At 52.5% G+C, this 15,560-nt stretch carries 14 protein-coding genes; 7 read left to right on the top strand and 7 right to left on the bottom strand.

The features are described from left to right. Window positions 1-373 precede the first annotated feature (373 nt). The 4 genes from ACFMKP_RS22040 to ACFMKP_RS22025 all read right to left on the bottom strand — a co-directional run bounded on the left by ACFMKP_RS22040 (window position 374) and on the right by ACFMKP_RS22025 (window position 4,242). Complete coding sequence (locus tag ACFMKP_RS22040) at window positions 374-895, bottom strand: NUDIX domain-containing protein (RefSeq protein ID WP_382295171.1); 522 nt, start codon at window positions 893-895, stop codon at window positions 374-376. Then, window positions 895-1,641: an acetylglutamate kinase gene (gene argB / locus ACFMKP_RS22035; RefSeq protein ID WP_382295168.1), complete on the bottom strand. Its 747-nt coding sequence runs from the start codon at window positions 1,639-1,641 to the stop codon at window positions 895-897. Before argB ends, ACFMKP_RS22040 begins: the two co-directional genes overlap by 1 nt. Window positions 1,642-1,650: 9 nt before the next feature. Further along, the gene (argC, locus tag ACFMKP_RS22030; RefSeq protein WP_382295165.1) at window positions 1,651-2,661 is read right to left on the bottom strand and encodes an N-acetyl-gamma-glutamyl-phosphate reductase; all 1,011 of its coding nucleotides are present in this window, start codon (window positions 2,659-2,661) and stop codon (window positions 1,651-1,653) included. Between the two features lie 393 nt (window positions 2,662-3,054). Then, entirely contained in the window at window positions 3,055-4,242 is a 1,188-nt protein-coding gene (locus ACFMKP_RS22025) for a citrate/2-methylcitrate synthase (protein WP_382295162.1), read from the bottom strand. A 139-nt stretch (window positions 4,243-4,381) separates the two neighbouring features. On the opposite strand from ACFMKP_RS22025, the gene ACFMKP_RS22020 reads away from it, so the two are divergent. After that, window positions 4,382-5,509 carry a citrate synthase/methylcitrate synthase gene (locus ACFMKP_RS22020; protein ID WP_382295159.1) on the top strand — a complete coding sequence of 376 codons (1,128 nt, stop codon included), beginning with the start codon at window positions 4,382-4,384 and terminating at the stop codon, window positions 5,507-5,509. A 156-nt stretch (window positions 5,510-5,665) separates the two neighbouring features. Here ACFMKP_RS22020 and ACFMKP_RS22015 read toward each other — a convergent pair whose 3' ends face one another. The 3 genes from ACFMKP_RS22015 to ACFMKP_RS22005 form a co-directional block, all read right to left on the bottom strand. Then, the gene (locus tag ACFMKP_RS22015; RefSeq protein WP_382295156.1) at window positions 5,666-5,926 is read right to left on the bottom strand and encodes a hypothetical protein; all 261 of its coding nucleotides are present in this window, start codon (window positions 5,924-5,926) and stop codon (window positions 5,666-5,668) included. Further along, complete coding sequence (locus ACFMKP_RS22010) at window positions 5,926-6,780, bottom strand: GNAT family N-acetyltransferase (protein ID WP_382295153.1); 855 nt, start codon at window positions 6,778-6,780, stop codon at window positions 5,926-5,928. The genes ACFMKP_RS22015 and ACFMKP_RS22010 overlap by 1 nt, the downstream gene beginning before the upstream one ends. Before the next feature lie 82 nt (window positions 6,781-6,862). Then, window positions 6,863-7,750, bottom strand: coding sequence for a hypothetical protein (locus ACFMKP_RS22005; protein ID WP_382295150.1), 888 nt, complete (start codon window positions 7,748-7,750; stop codon window positions 6,863-6,865). A 504-nt stretch (window positions 7,751-8,254) separates the two neighbouring features. Here ACFMKP_RS22005 and ACFMKP_RS22000 point away from each other — a divergent pair. The 6 genes from ACFMKP_RS22000 to ACFMKP_RS21975 all read left to right on the top strand — a co-directional run bounded on the left by ACFMKP_RS22000 (window position 8,255) and on the right by ACFMKP_RS21975 (window position 15,530). Beyond that, the gene (locus ACFMKP_RS22000; RefSeq protein WP_382295147.1) at window positions 8,255-8,917 is read left to right on the top strand and encodes a hypothetical protein; all 663 of its coding nucleotides are present in this window, start codon (window positions 8,255-8,257) and stop codon (window positions 8,915-8,917) included. 115 nt (window positions 8,918-9,032) lie between these two features. Then, window positions 9,033-9,587: a hypothetical protein gene (locus ACFMKP_RS21995; RefSeq protein ID WP_382295144.1), complete on the top strand. Its 555-nt coding sequence runs from the start codon at window positions 9,033-9,035 to the stop codon at window positions 9,585-9,587. Window positions 9,588-10,061: 474 nt separating this feature from the next. Next, window positions 10,062-11,471 (top strand): FtsK/SpoIIIE domain-containing protein, encoded by a 1,410-nt coding sequence (locus tag ACFMKP_RS21990; protein ID WP_382295141.1) that lies wholly within the window; start codon window positions 10,062-10,064, stop codon window positions 11,469-11,471. Between the two features lie 136 nt (window positions 11,472-11,607). Next, complete coding sequence (locus ACFMKP_RS21985; RefSeq protein ID WP_382295138.1) at window positions 11,608-12,036, top strand: hypothetical protein; 429 nt, start codon at window positions 11,608-11,610, stop codon at window positions 12,034-12,036. A gap of 497 nt (window positions 12,037-12,533) precedes the next feature. Next, a complete protein-coding gene (locus tag ACFMKP_RS21980; RefSeq protein WP_382295135.1) occupies window positions 12,534-13,649 on the top strand; it encodes a glycosyltransferase family 4 protein in 1,116 nt (371 codons plus the stop codon). Between the two features lie 21 nt (window positions 13,650-13,670). Continuing rightward, window positions 13,671-15,530 carry a protein kinase gene (locus ACFMKP_RS21975; protein ID WP_382295132.1) on the top strand — a complete coding sequence of 620 codons (1,860 nt, stop codon included), beginning with the start codon at window positions 13,671-13,673 and terminating at the stop codon, window positions 15,528-15,530. The last annotated feature ends 30 nt before the right edge of the window (window positions 15,531-15,560 follow it).

Genomic DNA, 15,560 nt, shown 5'->3' with positions numbered 1-15,560 from the left:
CGGGCGAGGGGCTTTTTCATTCCATAACCCATCGCGTTCCGTGGCTCCCCCTCGCCCGCGTTCAGTGGGAGAGGGGGTTGGGGGTGAGGGCATGCTTCTGTTACTCCCGCCTTCGCGTGCTTCGCGCTCTTCGCGGTTTCAACCGTTCCCCAGCCCCCAACAACCGATCCCCACGCCTCGTTTCGCCACCCTTCCGTCCCTCCGCCGGAGGTTTTCATCGCTGTACGGGGGTAGGTTTTGAAGATCCCCTCACCCCAACCCCTCTCCCGTGGCGCGGGCGAGGGGCTTTTTCATTCCATAACCCATCGCGTTCCGTGGCTCCCCCTCGCCCGCGTTCAGTGGGAGAGGGGGCTGGGGGTGAGGGAATCCCCATTTAGCTCCAATCAATTGCTGGTGGGATTGACCACCCAGATTCAAAGCTGCTGACAAACGAATGGATGGCGCTTGGGCGTTGGCCTTGCGCCAAGAATGTTGCCAACGATTTCAGCTCTTTGGGCCAAACCGGCATGCTGGCAATTTCGGCCAAACTGCGCCATTCGGGCATTGGTTTATCGACGGCCTCGGCATGCAGTGTAGCCTGTGGATCTAACGGCGTAGCATACAGAAACACCTCTAGGCTAAAGTTTGGCTCGCGATCCTCAGGGTCGATGATGGCATAGGTTGGAATGACCCACTCGCGCAGAAAGGCAACTTTGCCAACTTGCACCCGAATGCCGCATTCTTCCCAAACTTCGCGAGCAGCACACTCGGCCAACGATTCGCCGCGTTCTATGCCGCCACCAGGCAAGCGCCAAACCAGTTCTGGCTGATCTTCGGTGGCAAGAATTAAGATTTCTTGCTCACGCAGCACAATCACCCGCGTTCGAATGTTGTCGTAAACCGAATGACTGGGCATTAGGCGGCCTCGATAATCGTGCCAGCTTCAAGCTGATCGATGTTGGTGATGCGGACGACTTTCACGCCAGCTTGCAAGCCGCTCAAGGCCGATTCAACCTTGGGAATCATGCCGCCGCTGATTGTGCCATTGGCAATTAATGCCTGAATTTCGTTAGTGTTGAGCCGTGGCGCAACCACGCCATCAACCAAAACTCCAGGCACATTCGAGATAAACACGGCTTCGTCGGCTCCAACGGCGGCGGCAATCGCGCCTGCAAACACATCAGCGTTCACATTCAGCGTGCCGCCAGCGCCATCGGCACACATTGGGGCCAGCACTGGCACAACATCAGCAGCCAAGGCCTCATATAAAATCGTGGCCCGAATCCGCGCTGGTTTGCCAACTGCACCCAAATCGCCAGCTTCGTGCTCCACGCGGGTCGCATAGACCAAGTTGCGATCAACACCCGACAAGCCGAGGGCTTCCACGCCAACTGCATTTAGCGCTGCCACCAAGCGGGTGCTAACACTGCCACAAAGCACCATCGTGGCAGCTTTGAGCGCGGTTTGGTCGGTTACGCGCAAGCCCGCCACAAATTGCGGCTCGCCCCCAAGCGCCACTTGCAATTGGCCAATTTCTTTGCCGCCACCATGAACCAAAATTGGCACATCGTGGGCATTGACCATGGTTTGGATGACCGCAACCAAGCGCGCTAACCACGCAGGATCATCAATTTCGTTGCCGCCGAGCTTCAAGATTCGCATTGCCCACTCCTAACGCAAGCCCGTAGTTTCAGGCAAGCCAAACATAATATTCATATTTTGAATTGCCTGCCCAGAAGCGCCTTTGAGCAAATTATCAATCGCCGAGGTGACGATCAGCATGCCAGGCTGGGCCAGCGTCAGGCCAATTGCACAATCGTTGGTATGCACCACGTGCGCCAAACTGGCCAATTGACCTTGATCAAGCACGTTGACGAATGGCTCGTTGGCGTAGCGCTCACGATAGAGTGCATGAATCTGGTCCAAATCTAGCTCTGGCTGAATTGGCACATAGATTGTGCTTAAAATACCGCGTTGAGTGGGCAAGAGGTGTGGTGCAAAAATTGTGTTAACTGCTGCGTTTGCCAACTTGCTCAGTTCTTGCTCAATTTCGCCAACATGGCGGTGGGTATGGCCAATGTTGTAGGGGCTATAGTTTTCGTGGGCCTCGACGAAATGCAAGTGTTGCTTGGGTGCGCGGCCTGCGCCCGAAACGCCCGAAGCAGCATTGATGATGATGGTTTGGCCAGTTTGCCACCAACCTTGCTCCAGCAACGGGGCCAAGCCAAGCAGCACACTGGTGGGGTAACAACCAGGGTTGGCAATCGCTGGAACATCAACCAATGCAGCGCGATTCAGTTCAGGCAAGCCATAGGGAGCGTTCAAAAGTTCGGGGTGGGGGTGCGTGTGATCGTACCAGCGGGTGTAAGCGGCAGAGCTGTCCAAGCGAAGGTCGGCGGAGAGGTCAATGGCTTTGACACCATTCTGGCGGGCCTCTGCCACCGTTTTGGCAGCGACACCGTGCGGCAACCCCGTGAAAATCACATCAACAGTCTGCCAATCAACCTGATTCGCAGCTAAGAGGGTCAGATCAAGTGGGCCGGGCACAACCTCGGCCAAACGCTTGCCCGCCGCCGATTCCGAGACAGCCCAAACCAAGCTGGCCTTTGGGTGACGTTGTAGCCAGCGAGCTAGTTCGTATCCGGCGTAGCCCGTTACGCCAAAAATCCCAACACGAATCATTGCGAACTCCCTATCGTTAAGGATGAAAGATGAAGGATGAGGGATGAACACATGGGTGTTCGATCATTCAACCGTTTCATCCTTCATCCCTCATCCTTCATAATTTCGCGCTAAAAAAAGTTTCCCCCCGAACCATCAATTGAGGCTCGGGGGGAAACGCTTGGGCGTTTATGATCTTGCTCGTTGCCTGTTATCCAGCACAAACGGCGCAAGCCCACCGAACCTCGTTGGTACGGGGACGACGCAGCCGCAATGCTGGCGAAAAAAGGTTGGTGAGCATTTGTTTCTTCATAATGTCGCGAATAATAGTGCGATTTAGATATTTTGTCAAGTAGGGGTTGCAACGCGTATTTAGCTGATTCTAATGGGCTAAATAACGCATTGCAGCACAGGTTAAAGCTTGCTGATAATTGGTCGTTCGCCGGTGTAGCGCGCCCGTGGCCGAATCAAGCGCGCATCGCTATATTGCTCCAACGCATGGCCAATCCAGCCTACGCTACGACCTAAAGCAAACAGGCTCATCGCGCTGCCCAACGGCAAATTCAGCACTCGCCCAACCCACGCCAAGCCAAAATCAATCGTCGGATGATCGCCCAACAATTCATAAACTGCTTGAATAATCCGATCAATATCACTGCTAAATTGGGGCGCTAATTGACGAATCAAATCGAGCAGCACTTTGCCGCGTGGATCGCCATTGGGATACATTGGGTGGCCAAAGCCAGGTATCGGCTGGCCTAAGCGCAATTTTTGGGCCAAAACAGCAGCCATATCGGGGCTACGCAACAGCTCATCCAACAGCAACTCGCTTAATTCGCTTTGCTTGCCATGATGCACGCCGCCCAGTGCCGCCAAGCCAGCACTCACCACTGCATACAACGTTGTTCCTGCCGAAGCAACACAGCGCGCAGTAAACGACGAGACGTTTAATTCATGATCAGCACTGACGATTAATGCAGCGTTGAGCAGCGGCTGCAAATGCTGCGGAATTTGCCATGCTTCGGCCAAATGGGCCACGATTGGGCCTTGTAATGGGCGTTTGGCGGCAACACTAAACAGCAATTGCACAACCCGTACTGCCGTGCGTTGCAAGCCTTGCAACCGCTGATCAAAGGCTGCATGATCGTTGCTACCAACCATCGCCAAGGCAATAACACATTGCTCAATCAACGCCAAATCAGGCAATTGTGGGATAGTAATTGTAGGCAAATCGGCCCATAATTGGCTGCTCTGTTGACGCTCACCAGTCCAAATCAGGCTGGCAACTTCTTCGATGCTCGCATTCAAGGCCAAATCGCGCACATCAATCCCACGATAATACACCAGTTGATTATCGATCAGCGTAATTGCTGAATCGAGCACTGGCGTGCCCCAATGCAATGCGCCAGCCGCCACGCTGGCTGGATTGCGCCGCCCTTCACGACGCAGTTTCAATTGCTCAACTTCATCGAATAAATAGCGATGAGCATGCGCTCCGGCTGGCTCCGAGTGCAGCAACCCGCGGCTCACATAGGCATACACGGTTGGAACACTGATTCCCAAATGCTCGGCCACTTCGCGAGCACTCAAATAGCGCGTCATTGCGTTGCTCCATTCCAATATTGATTCATCAATCAACATTGACAACATTGATAAATCTATTTATAGTCGATAGCAGCAGGAATTTCAAGCGGCAACATTGCCGCTCAAGGCCTAACACGCTGGAAAGGATCGATTGTCAATGGCGACTGAAACCCAAGTTCATGTAGGTTTAGAAGGCATCGTTGCCGCAGCAACGCGGCTCAGCAGTGTCGATGGCCAAGCAGGCGAATTAATTATTGCTGGCTTTCCATTGGAGCGTTTGGCACCCTTTGCAACCTTCGAGGAAACCATTTTTCTGTTGTGGAATGATCATTTACCCAGCCAAACCGAGCTGGCCGAATTGCGCCAAAGCCTTGCCAGCCAACGCCAATTGCCAGCCTTGACCTTAGAAGTGGCCCAGCAACTTGGCCGCGAACAGGCCGACCCGATGGATGCGTTGCGCGCTGCCACAGCCACATTAACCCCGTTGGCCGACGAAAAAGCCACCGCACAGCGGATTGTCGCCGCCTTGCCAACGATTGTTGCTGCCTATTGGCGCGCCCGCAACCAAGCTGAGTTTATCGCGCCACGCAGCGATTTAAGCCATGCCGCCAATTATTTGTGGATGTTGACTGGTAACGAGCCAAGCGCCGAGCAAGTGCGCGCCCTCGAAACCTATCTCAACACGGTGGTTGACCACGGCTTGAACGCCTCAACCTTCACCACCCGCGTGATCATCTCGACCGAATCGGATTTGGTTTCGGCGGTCACTGGAGCGATTGGCGCACTCAAAGGGCCGTTGCATGGCGGCGCACCTGGCCCAGCCTTGGATATGGTGTTTGAAATTGGCACTGCCGATCGCGCTGAGGAAGTGCTACGCGCCAAGTTGGCTCGCGGCGAGCGCTTGATGGGCTTTGGTCATCGCGTCTACAAAGTGCGTGATCCACGGGCAGAGGTGTTGGCTGGCGCAGCCGATCAACTGTTTGCCAACGATGGCAACCGCGAGTTATACGAATTAGTGCGCCACGTTGAGCAAACCGCAATTCGCCTGCTCGAAGAACACAAGCCAGGCCGCAAATTGCAAACCAACGTCGAGTTTTATACCGCGTTGCTGTTGCATGGCATCAATTTTGAAACCGATTTGTTTACGCCAACCTTCACCATCAGCCGCGCCGTTGGCTGGATTGCCCACGCCTTCGAGCAACGGGCCGTTGGCCGAATCATTCGACCTCAATCGGTCTACACTGGCGAACGCAACCGCACATGGGTTGATGTGGCTGAGCGCTAATTAGGTACGCTTCCCCTCACCCCAACCCCTCTCCCGTGCGCGGGCGAGGGGCTTTTCACGTAGATCGACGGCAAAACATCGTTAACTCCCCCTCGCCCGCGTCTAGTGGGCGAGGGGGCTGGGGGATGAGAGAACAACGCAAGAATTCTTCCCGATTTACCCTTGAGCAAAGAACAATACTGCTAAAACCACTAAAGTTAAAATCACCCAAATTCCCATATACATTGCAATAAAGGTCTTGACGCTCGCTCCGGTTTTGCCGTTGTATTGCAATTTGCACTGCGGGCATTTGACCAAATTGACCATTTTTGGCCCAACAACGCCGCCCCACCAACTCATGGTTACTTTGGTGGGCATGGTGTAATGGCAACATGGGCAAGGCACATACGGCGAGCTTGGCGGTACTTGATACATCATCAATCCTCAAAACGATACTGATCAATATCGCATAAAGGCTTAAAGCCAACAGATTGATAGATTTTATTCGAGGTTGGGTTGCTTAAATCAGTAAAGAGCATACAAAAGCGAAAGCCTTGATTCAACAGATGCTGGCTTAACGCCGCCACTGCATTGCTGGCATAACCTCGACCGCGAAAATGGCGTGGTGTGGAAACAGCACCAATGCAGATGCCGTTGATGGTTGGGCGACTCGAAGCAAGCGAAGAAACAGGCTTGCCGTCAATTTCCCAATACCAAGCACTACCAGTCGCAACTTGACGTTCGGCAACCGCCTGCCAGTCCCAATTTGGCTCAGTTGGCAGTGCTTCGTCATGAAACGCCTTGAGCCATTCGCCTAACCATTCAACATCAGTGTTGCGCGCTTGTTTGAGCGAACCAGCAATTGGCGCAGGAGGGATAACTTCAGTCAAGGTGTAAATGCGTTCGTGCATACTCAACAATGCTTGTTTGCCAGTTTTAGCTTGCCAAATTTCGCAAAAAGCCGTGGTCGTTGCAGGCACACTGAGCACACCCGATAGCTCAAGCTTGTGGCTATGCACGTAGTTAGCTAAGGCCTCAGCCGCTTGGTTGGCTAAACTGGCATCGCGCAAGACCGATATCGTCAATGCATGCGGCGAGGTCATCACTGCCACGCCAACCGTGCCTTGCTCATCGCGAATCGCCGCCAAAAAAGGCGCATTTGCAGGCATCCAGCCATTCTGAATGCGCATACTCAACCCAAGCGGTAAATTATTCTCGGCCTCGTGCTGCAACAGAAATTCGCGGTGATCGGTTAAGAATTTGTCAACTGAAGTATATCGTTCGACGCGCATACAACACCCTCACTAAGCTAGCCGTATGCTTAGTGAGGATACTCGAAGCCCAATCAAAAAACTATCGTGCTTAAGCCTCAATTTAGGCGGCTAGCAACACATTTGCTTGCTGACTTATCGCTGTTAAATCAATCCGCAACCAATCAATTGTGCCTTGCATCCAAGCCCGCAGATTTTCGATATAGTCATTAACATTCAATTCAAATTCAGCATAATGTGGGCGTTCTGCCACAATCCGTTCAAAGGTGGCAACCTCGGTATAGCACATCTGCTCAACCCGCTCGATTGCTCGACTCCAAGTGCAATGCTCGCGCTCTTTGACCAGCACGGCAATATTTTGTGGCTCCACAGCGGTCAGATCGCGCTCAACAGAAGCAATATCGTGCATCCAACACACCACATTATTGGTAATTTCGCCTAAATGTTGGAAGGTTGCATCGTACTTAACCGAGGGTGGCAAGAGTTCAGCTTGGGCAAAATCTACAAAATCTAGCGTGCTGGTGGCAGCGCCAATCCGTTGATGCAACTCAACCTTGAGTTGCTTGTTGATCGAAGGCTGGTAGGTAATGCAATACACATCGTACACCCAATCGTGCAGATAGGTGCTCAAGGTTCGGCCAAAGCGTTCGCGCCATTGATGCGAGGTTACGCTAGCCATGCGTTGGCTCCAATCGGCAAACATGGCAATTAATGGCTCGTGAGCATAACGCGGCGTTGCGCCATTGAAAATATGCAGCAGATCGTTAGTAAGGCTCGCAACAAATTCCGGTTGGCTAGTCAACGACCGAAACCATTGATCTTGCAAAAACAGCCAACCGCCCCAATCGAGAATTAAGCGAAAACGCTCAGCACATGCATGCGGATAAAACCGCGCCAACAAATGTGGCAAGCGCTGCCGCTGATATAAGTTCGCGTGGCCTTTGAAGCCATGCGTATATTGGCTCATCCATTGGCTGTGTTCAGCGTACACGGCTTCTAGGTGAGGGTTAAGTTTCGATGTAAAAGGAAGTTGGATATTCACAAACACCACTTCACCTCCGCGATTGATCAAAAAAACATTAAAATTATTATGCTGATCCTAGCCGCAATTAACCATAGTGCCTTACTCCTAATCAGACCCCATGACATTCGGCGGTACTAAAGTGTGAGTATTGGGGCAACGATAAGAGCATAGAGCAAAGAACATAGAACATAGAGGGCAAAGAATGAAGGATGAAGGCAAAAGTCAGAAATCAAAAGCTAATTAACCACGAAGGACACGAAGAGCACGAAGTAATGGAGGGATAGGCTATGGGAACCTAATCAAAATAATCTGTGGAATCTGTGGCCAAAAATAATCATTCGTGCAATTCGTGGCTAAATCTTCGTGCTCTTCGCGGCCTTCGCGGTTTCCGTCCTTCGTGCGCTTCGTGTCCTTCGTGGATCAAATGTTACAATCGCCAGCATCCTATAGCCTTATTTTTTGGAGGATTGCATGCGTTTTTGGCCACTCTGGCTGATGATTTTGACCCTTGTTTTGAGCAGTTGCGGGGCGAGCGCTCCACCATTGCCACCAGTCGCTCCCAACCAAGCCAACCAAATTTTGCTGCTCAACGAGCTTGATGGCATTGGAGCCAATAGCACAATCACCATCCTTGCACCCGCGCTAATCAGTCAATCGAACACGATTTTGGCTGGCTCACTTGAGCTTGGAGCAGAACCAATTGCCTACCAGCCAGTGCTGGCCATCCCAGCGCAAACCTTGGCAATTACCAGCAATGTTACTGTATTACGCATCAATGGTGTGCTCAAAAGCCCAACTGAATTTGAGCCAATCACGGTTAAACCAATCGAGCCAACCAATATCAGCCTTGGCGAGCTAAACCAGAATCTCGCTGTCTACAACAACCAGGTGTTGCGGCTCCACGGCACGATCCTGCTCAAAGATCAAGCAGCCTTGTTGGTCGAGGAAGTTGGCAGCGGCGGCGTTCCTACCGCTAATGCAGCCCAAATCACCGTTGCGCAAATTCCCAGCCAATCGCCATTAATTCAACAATTGCCAAATCAGCAAGGCAACATTCGCTACGGCCAACTGAGTTTGGTCGGCATGTTGCGCGGCAAAACCTTGCATGTTTTTTGGGTCGAAGCCCAGCCATGAGCCAGAATCTTGCTGCATTTTAGCCTGTTTGCAGGCCAGCAAAATGGGCTATTTTTTATGCGCCAAATGTGCTACGCTCGAGGTTAAAAACTGTGTTCAGGCTGCGAGGCGAAGCATGAAAGATTCTAAGTCGATGCCATTGATGCCGACTGCAACCACACCCCGATCAACAGCCAATTTCTTACAGGAATTGGTCAATGAGCCTGTGCCAAGCAGCCCAATTGCCAACTTGCCACGTCGCGCTGCGCCAATGGGCATGTACGAGCGCTGGCTAAGCACCTTGGCCTATCTCAGCATTTTTGGCTTGGCAATATTAATTTGGTGGATTGGGGCACAGTTTACCTTGGCATTTTTGGCAGGGCTAGGCCTGAATTTAGCCGCGCTTGGCACTGCCCAATGGTTTATTCCAATCATCATCACAGCCATCGAAGTGGCATGTTGGCCGCGTCGCGCCATCAACCAACATGTGTTGGCAGTATTTGCCTTGGTTGGTGGCTTAGATTTAATTACGAGTGTGATTGGCTGTGTGCGCTGGCTAAGCAATCAACAATTGCCGCTCTCTAGCGCATGGCTCTGGATTTTCAGTGTTGTGATTGCGGCGCTATGTGCATTTTGGCCCGAACGCTTGGCCCGCGCCGCAGTTGGCGAATTGGGTCGTTTGTGGCGCTAACTAAGGCGCTTGGCTAAGGGGTGCTGGCTATTGGCTATTGGCTATTTGATCCAATGAATACATCTGCAAGTGACTAGCTGCAATGGTATATTTGGATTGAAAACCAGGTGCATGCCCTCACCCCCGGCCCCTCTCCCACTGAACGCGGGCGAGGGGAGCACTGATTCAGCGGTTCCCCCTCGCTCGCGGGCGGGAGAGGGGGCTAGGGGGTGAGGGGATCAGGTTTTGGTTAACGCAATGAACCAGTACACCTAGCTATTAAAAACCACACCTACCCATGCTAAAAAGCTATGGATAGGTGTAGTTTGTTCGAGACCAGACCAAGAAAGCTATCGGAGGCTGCGTTGAATGTTGGCGTGTCGGATCAACAATCAACATCACTATAATAGCACAAAGGTTCTATTTTGACAAGAGTTTTAATCAGCAAAATAGTGCCAATTTTTAGAAACCAAATCTGGATAAAGGTGGTTGGGCTTGGATGCTGAAGCAGTACAAATTGGGGCATTAATGTTGGCAATGGCTTTGGTGGCCTTGATGTTTCGCCAACGCTTTGGCCGCGATTGGCGTGAATTTCGGCTGTGGCAAGCCCAACAACGGGTAATTCAGCCTGAACCAACCAAGATTAGCCAATTTATGCCCTTGGCAACAGCGCTTGATGCGCGCACCTTGCCCAACGCTGGCACGGCCTTGCTGAATCCGCCAGCCGATTTGCGAGTGCTGGCTCACGAACTGCGCCAAAGCGAGAAACGCTTTGTGTTGCCTTTGGGTTGGCGCAGCGTTCAGGGCGTGGTTTCGTTGGTCCATGGCTCGCTGATCGATGATTTTACCCATATTCAAGTGAGTGGCGCTACTGGCTGCGGCAAAGATGGCTGGGTGCGCACCGCCTTGCTCTATCTGTGTCTCACCAATCCTGCTGAGCGCTTGCAATTGGCCTTGGTCGATGGTAAAGCTGGCTTGTCGTGGCTTGGCTGGCGCGAAAAAGCCCACGTCGCGTTATTCGCCGAGGCTGAACAGGAATTAGCGCCTGCATTAACCTGGCTAACCGAGCAACGCTTACAGCGCCAAAAAATCCTCAAAGCTGCCGAATGCGAGCGCTGGGAAGAATATCAAGGCCACGATCTGCCCTTGCTGGTGGTATTTATTAGCGAATTGACCTTGCTTGAGCAAGCGCTGGGAGCCAAACAATTAGAACAATGGCTCAACAGCGAGCTAACCAGTGGCCGCGCTGCTGGCATTCGCTATATCATCGCCACCCAAACATTTAGCAATTTGAGCACCCGCTTTCGTTCGCAAATTAGCTTGGCCGTGGCAGGCTATCAGCCGCGCGACGATGCAGACGAGCCAAATACGACCTTGCCAACCAAAGCCTTTCCAAGTAGCGCCTTGCCACCATCGCGCTTGCCTAGCCCACCAGCTGGCGCAGGTGTGTTTAGCTGCGTTCAAGGCCGCAATGCCTTGACCGTGCGGACCACATTCATCGATAAAACCCAACGCCAACAATTGCTTAGCCTGTTGCCAACCCGCCAAACCGAGCTGCCAGCGCTCGAAGCTACGCCAACCAAAGCCACCAATTTACCAGTCGCCACCGAGCAGCCTTTGATTGCGCTGGCTCAAGCCCCAAGTCAAAGTTACAATCGCTATGATTTGGCCCAACTTTTGCTGCAATACCTCAATCGCCCCGAGCAATTGCTGGAGCACGAGCTTTTTCGCAGCGCATGTAGCATCGAACACAAACGCTTGCGCAGCTATGCCGGCGTGGCGCGTCTGTTTTGGGGCAAAGATGCAGCACCTAACAAAAGCCGCCTGATCAAGCAAGCCCTTGAGCGCCAAGCCAACCCCAACGAACAAGAAATGCTCGCCAATTTGCTCGGTACAGTTGCCTAGACCTCAATTGTGTGCTATAAAGGTTGTTAAATCTTTCACAAAGATGATTAAACCAACACACAGCACGACGCTCAAACACGGTACACTTTATGCAATGAATTGAGCAGCAAGTCAACGATAAATTGAGGAACGAGCGATGCAAACTCTGCAAGCAGGCACTATCGTACCGAATTTTACGCTTCAAACCGCCATGGGCGAACGCTTCAGCCGTGGCGATCTGCGCGGCAAGGCCGCTTTGGTAATTGTATTTTTGCCCGCTAACGATGGCCTAAATCCCACTTATTTAGCCAATCTTAGCACGGCAGCTCAACGCTGGTCGCACGAGCAAAAAGCCTTGGTTATTTCTGCCGAAGCCTTGCCGCCAACCGAAGGCTTGACCGTGCTTCACGATCCTGAATCCAAGGTGCTGAGCCAATTTTTGGGCGAGGCCAAAGGCGGCTGGTTCATCACCGATCGTTATGGCGAGCTGTATGCGCAAGGTCAATCGCTCTCAACCGCCGATTTACCCAAGCCCATGAGCCTCAGCGAATGGCTCGAATATGTCAATATGCGCTGCGGAGGCTAAAACGGAAGGATGAAGGATGAAGGATGAAGGATGAAGGATGAAGGATGAGGGATGAATTATGAGGGATGAAGTTTAAGAACATAGAACATAGAGCATAGATGTAATGGTCATTCGGTTAGCAACCATGGTTCATTCCCTCACCCCCAGCCTCTCTCCCACTGAACGCGGTCGAGGGGAGCACTGATTTTTACCGACGTATTGCGCCAGAATCATGGGATTAAAGCCCCTCGCCCGCCACGTGGGAGCGGGGTTGGGGTGAGGGGATCAGGCCGTCGTTAATCCAATGTACCATTACACATAGAACATAGAGCATAATTCTAAAAATCTGTGGCAAAAAAACCTAACCTTCGCAATCTTCGCGGTTTCTAAACTTCGTGCTCTTCTTGGATGAAGCGATTAACGCTGTGCAAGCATTAATCGCTTTTGTATTTAACAGAACAGGTGCAGATGCGATATGCTACAATGCCTAAGCTAGTTTTGGCGAGAAATAGGGCTGTATGCAGATTGCAATTGATGCTAGTCGTTTGGCGGTTGGGCAGCGCACTGGCACCGAATCATATACCACCGAGTTAGTGCGCGCGTTGACGCAAATCGATCGCAGCAACGACTATTGTTTATATTTCAATCAACTCCCCGCTGCTTTGCCAGCACTAGGCCGTAATTGGCGGATTAAGCCAATTCCCGCGCCACGTTTATGGACGCACCTGCGGCTTGGCCCAACATGGCAAATCGATCGCCCTGATGTGGCGTTTGTGCCAGCCCATGTGTTGCCAAGTTTGCCGCCGCGCCGAAGCGTCGTCACGATTCACGATTTGGGCTACGAACATCATCCAGAATCACATCCAGCCCGCCAGCGATTGTATTTGCGCTACTCAACGTTGTGGAGCGCGCGCATGGCCAGCCAGATTATCGCGATCTCCGAGGCCACCAAACGCGATTTATTGCACTACACCGGCATTCCCGCAGAAAAAATTAGCGTGGTCTATCACGGCGTGCATGAGCGTTTTCACCAGCACCCAGCAGAGCAAAGCAAGGCTACAGCCGCCAAATATGGCTTGCATGGCGAATATCTGTTGTTTATCAGCACCATTCAACCACGCAAAAATCTGCTGCGCTTGATTGAAGCCTATGCCCAAGCCCGCCAACAATGCCCCGATTTGCCGATTTTGGCGCTCGGCGGCAAAACAGGCTGGCTAACTGAGCAAATCACCAAACAAGCTCAAGAGTTAGGAATCAGCGAGCATGTGGCCTTTTTAGGCTATGTGGATGATCACGATTTACCAGCGCTGCTTAGTGGTGCGACAATCTATCTGTTGCCATCGTTGTACGAGGGCTTTGGCATGACGGTGTTGGAAGCAATGGCCAGCGGCGTGCCCGTCATCACCAGCAATGTCAGTAGTTTGCCCGAAGTTGCTGGCGATGCAGCATTGTTGGTCGAGCCAACCCAAACTGAAGCGATTGCGGCAGCAATTATGAGCCTTTGGCAAAACCCAAGCCAACGCAACGATTTGCGTGAGCGGGGCCTTGCATGGGCCAAACAATGGACATGGCAACGCTGCGCTGAACAAACATTAGCAGTTCTAACCATGGTTGGCAACAATGGATCAGTCTAAACAGCGGTGGCTGGAGGAAGCATGCGCATCGAAGATTTAATTGGCAAGCAACTTGGGCGCTATAAAATTACGCGCATTCTTGGGCGTGGCGGCATGGCCGCAGTATTTGAGGCCGACGATACCATTTTACGTCGCCCAATTGCGCTCAAAGTGTTGTATGCCCAATATGTTGCCGATGCCGACTTGGTTGAGCGTTTTCGGCGGGAAGCTATTTTGGCTGCACGCTTGGAGCATACCAACATTGTGCCAATTTATGATGTTGGCGAATCCGATGGCGTAGTCTATATCGCCATGAAATTGCTCAGCGGACGCTCGCTCCAAGATACCTTATTAATCGATAGCGCGATGTCGCCTGAACAAGTGGGCGAGATTGTGCGCCAAGTTGCCAGCGCCTTGGATTATGCCCACGGTCGCGGCGTGATTCATCGCGATATTAAGCCGGGCAATGTGATGCTCGATGACAATAACCAAGTTATTTTGACCGACTTTGGGATTGCCAAATCGCTTGATACGCCTGGACTTACCTCGACTGGCGTGATGATTGGCACGCCCGATTATATGGCTCCAGAGCAGATCGACAGCAAAATTGGCCCAGTTGATGCGCGCGCCGATATTTATTCGCTCGCTGTCATGGCTTATCGCATGCTGACTGGCGTGCGGCCTTTCGATGGCTCGACCACCGATATTTTGCTGGCCCATCTTTCGCGCGTTCCTGAAGCTGCTTCATTGCGCAACCCGCATGTGCCGCCATCGATCGATGCAGTGCTGAGTGCGGCGCTGGCCAAAAATCCCGCCGAGCGCACCAAATCAGCTGGCTTATTTGCCCGCTCCTTGAATGAAGCAATTGGAGCGCCAACTGGCGTTGCGACAACTCCGCCACCTGGAGCCAAGCAGGCCGTCGTTATTCCAAGCGTTGCTGCTGAGCAAATTGTGGCCAAGGCCCAAGCTGCAAGTACCAAACCAGCAGCAACGACGCGGCGCAAACGTCCAGCAACCTGGCCAATTCTGTTGCTGATAGGAGCGATCATCACTGGCGTGCTGATGTTTGTCACCGATACAGTTTTGGATAATCGCCAAGAGGCGCGTCAAACCCTAGCCACCGAAGCCGCCGAACGGGAGCAATTTCGAACCCAAGTTGCCCAAAATGGAGTAACGCAGACAGCCATGGCTGAGCAAATGAATCAAACTGCTACGCCGACGCTGGTTATCAGCAGCACTGCCACCGTTGAGGCCAGCGCACCAAGCCCAACCACAGCCAGCGAAGCCCCAAGCCAAGTTGCCCAAGTCACAAACCGACCAGCTGTGACCCAAGCATTGCCAGTAGCACCAACGCCAACCAGCGCCCCAACCAATAATCCGCCAACCGCAACGCCCGAACCAACGTCGGTTAGCCTATGTTTAGGGCCATTGCAAGGTGGCTTTGGCAGTCTCTGGCGCAATAATCCAAGCGTGGCCGAAGCCTTAGGCTGCCCAACCAATGGCGAAGCAGCAAGCACAGCCTCAATTCAATATTTTGATGGCGGCATGATGTATTGGGTTGGCACGAGCGACCAAATTTATGTGTACTACAGTCCTGCCGCCAGCGGCTCGTGGCAAGGCTTTGCCAATCCCAACGATCCCTCATATGACGAGCCACGCGAAACCGCACCAGCAGGCAAATTGGAGCCAATTCGTGGTTTTGGGACGCTTTGGCATACGCTGAGCAGCATTCGCGAGGCGCTTGGCTGGGCCAACAGCCCTGAATACCCAATTACTGGCGTGGTGCAATATTTCCCCAATGGGTTAATGCTCTACTCGCCAGCACTCGAAGGTCGCCCAGCCCGCATTTGGGTCATGACCAACGATGGCACATGGAGCCGTTATACCGACCCGAATAGTTAATAGAACAAAGTCAGAATTCAGAAGTCAAAA

The sequence above is a fragment of the Herpetosiphon sp. NSE202 genome, from assembly GCF_042688385.1.
Taxonomy (GTDB): Bacteria; Chloroflexota; Chloroflexia; order Chloroflexales; family Herpetosiphonaceae; genus Herpetosiphon.
Note: the sequence above shows the minus strand (reverse complement) of the source record. Positions and strands in the feature narration are given on the sequence as shown.

Excerpts from the sequence above, each read along its gene's own strand:
- ACFMKP_RS22040 (WP_382295171.1), bottom strand. The coding sequence starts at position 895 with ATGCCCAGTCATTCGGTTTACGACAACATTCGAACGCGGGTGATTGTG.
- argB (WP_382295168.1), bottom strand. The coding sequence starts at position 1,641 with ATGCGAATCTTGAAGCTCGGCGGCAACGAAATTGATGATCCTGCGTGG.
- argC (WP_382295165.1), bottom strand. The coding sequence starts at position 2,661 with ATGATTCGTGTTGGGATTTTTGGCGTAACGGGCTACGCCGGATACGAA.
- ACFMKP_RS22025 (WP_382295162.1), bottom strand. The coding sequence starts at position 4,242 with ATGACGCGCTATTTGAGTGCTCGCGAAGTGGCCGAGCATTTGGGAATC.
- ACFMKP_RS22020 (WP_382295159.1), top strand. The coding sequence starts at position 4,382 with ATGGCGACTGAAACCCAAGTTCATGTAGGTTTAGAAGGCATCGTTGCC.
- ACFMKP_RS22015 (WP_382295156.1), bottom strand. The coding sequence starts at position 5,926 with ATGATGTATCAAGTACCGCCAAGCTCGCCGTATGTGCCTTGCCCATGT.
- ACFMKP_RS22010 (WP_382295153.1), bottom strand. The coding sequence starts at position 6,780 with ATGCGCGTCGAACGATATACTTCAGTTGACAAATTCTTAACCGATCAC.
- ACFMKP_RS22000 (WP_382295147.1), top strand. The coding sequence starts at position 8,255 with ATGCGTTTTTGGCCACTCTGGCTGATGATTTTGACCCTTGTTTTGAGC.
- ACFMKP_RS21995 (WP_382295144.1), top strand. The coding sequence starts at position 9,033 with ATGAAAGATTCTAAGTCGATGCCATTGATGCCGACTGCAACCACACCC.
- ACFMKP_RS21985 (WP_382295138.1), top strand. The coding sequence starts at position 11,608 with ATGCAAACTCTGCAAGCAGGCACTATCGTACCGAATTTTACGCTTCAA.
- ACFMKP_RS21980 (WP_382295135.1), top strand. The coding sequence starts at position 12,534 with ATGCAGATTGCAATTGATGCTAGTCGTTTGGCGGTTGGGCAGCGCACT.
- ACFMKP_RS21975 (WP_382295132.1), top strand. The coding sequence starts at position 13,671 with ATGCGCATCGAAGATTTAATTGGCAAGCAACTTGGGCGCTATAAAATT.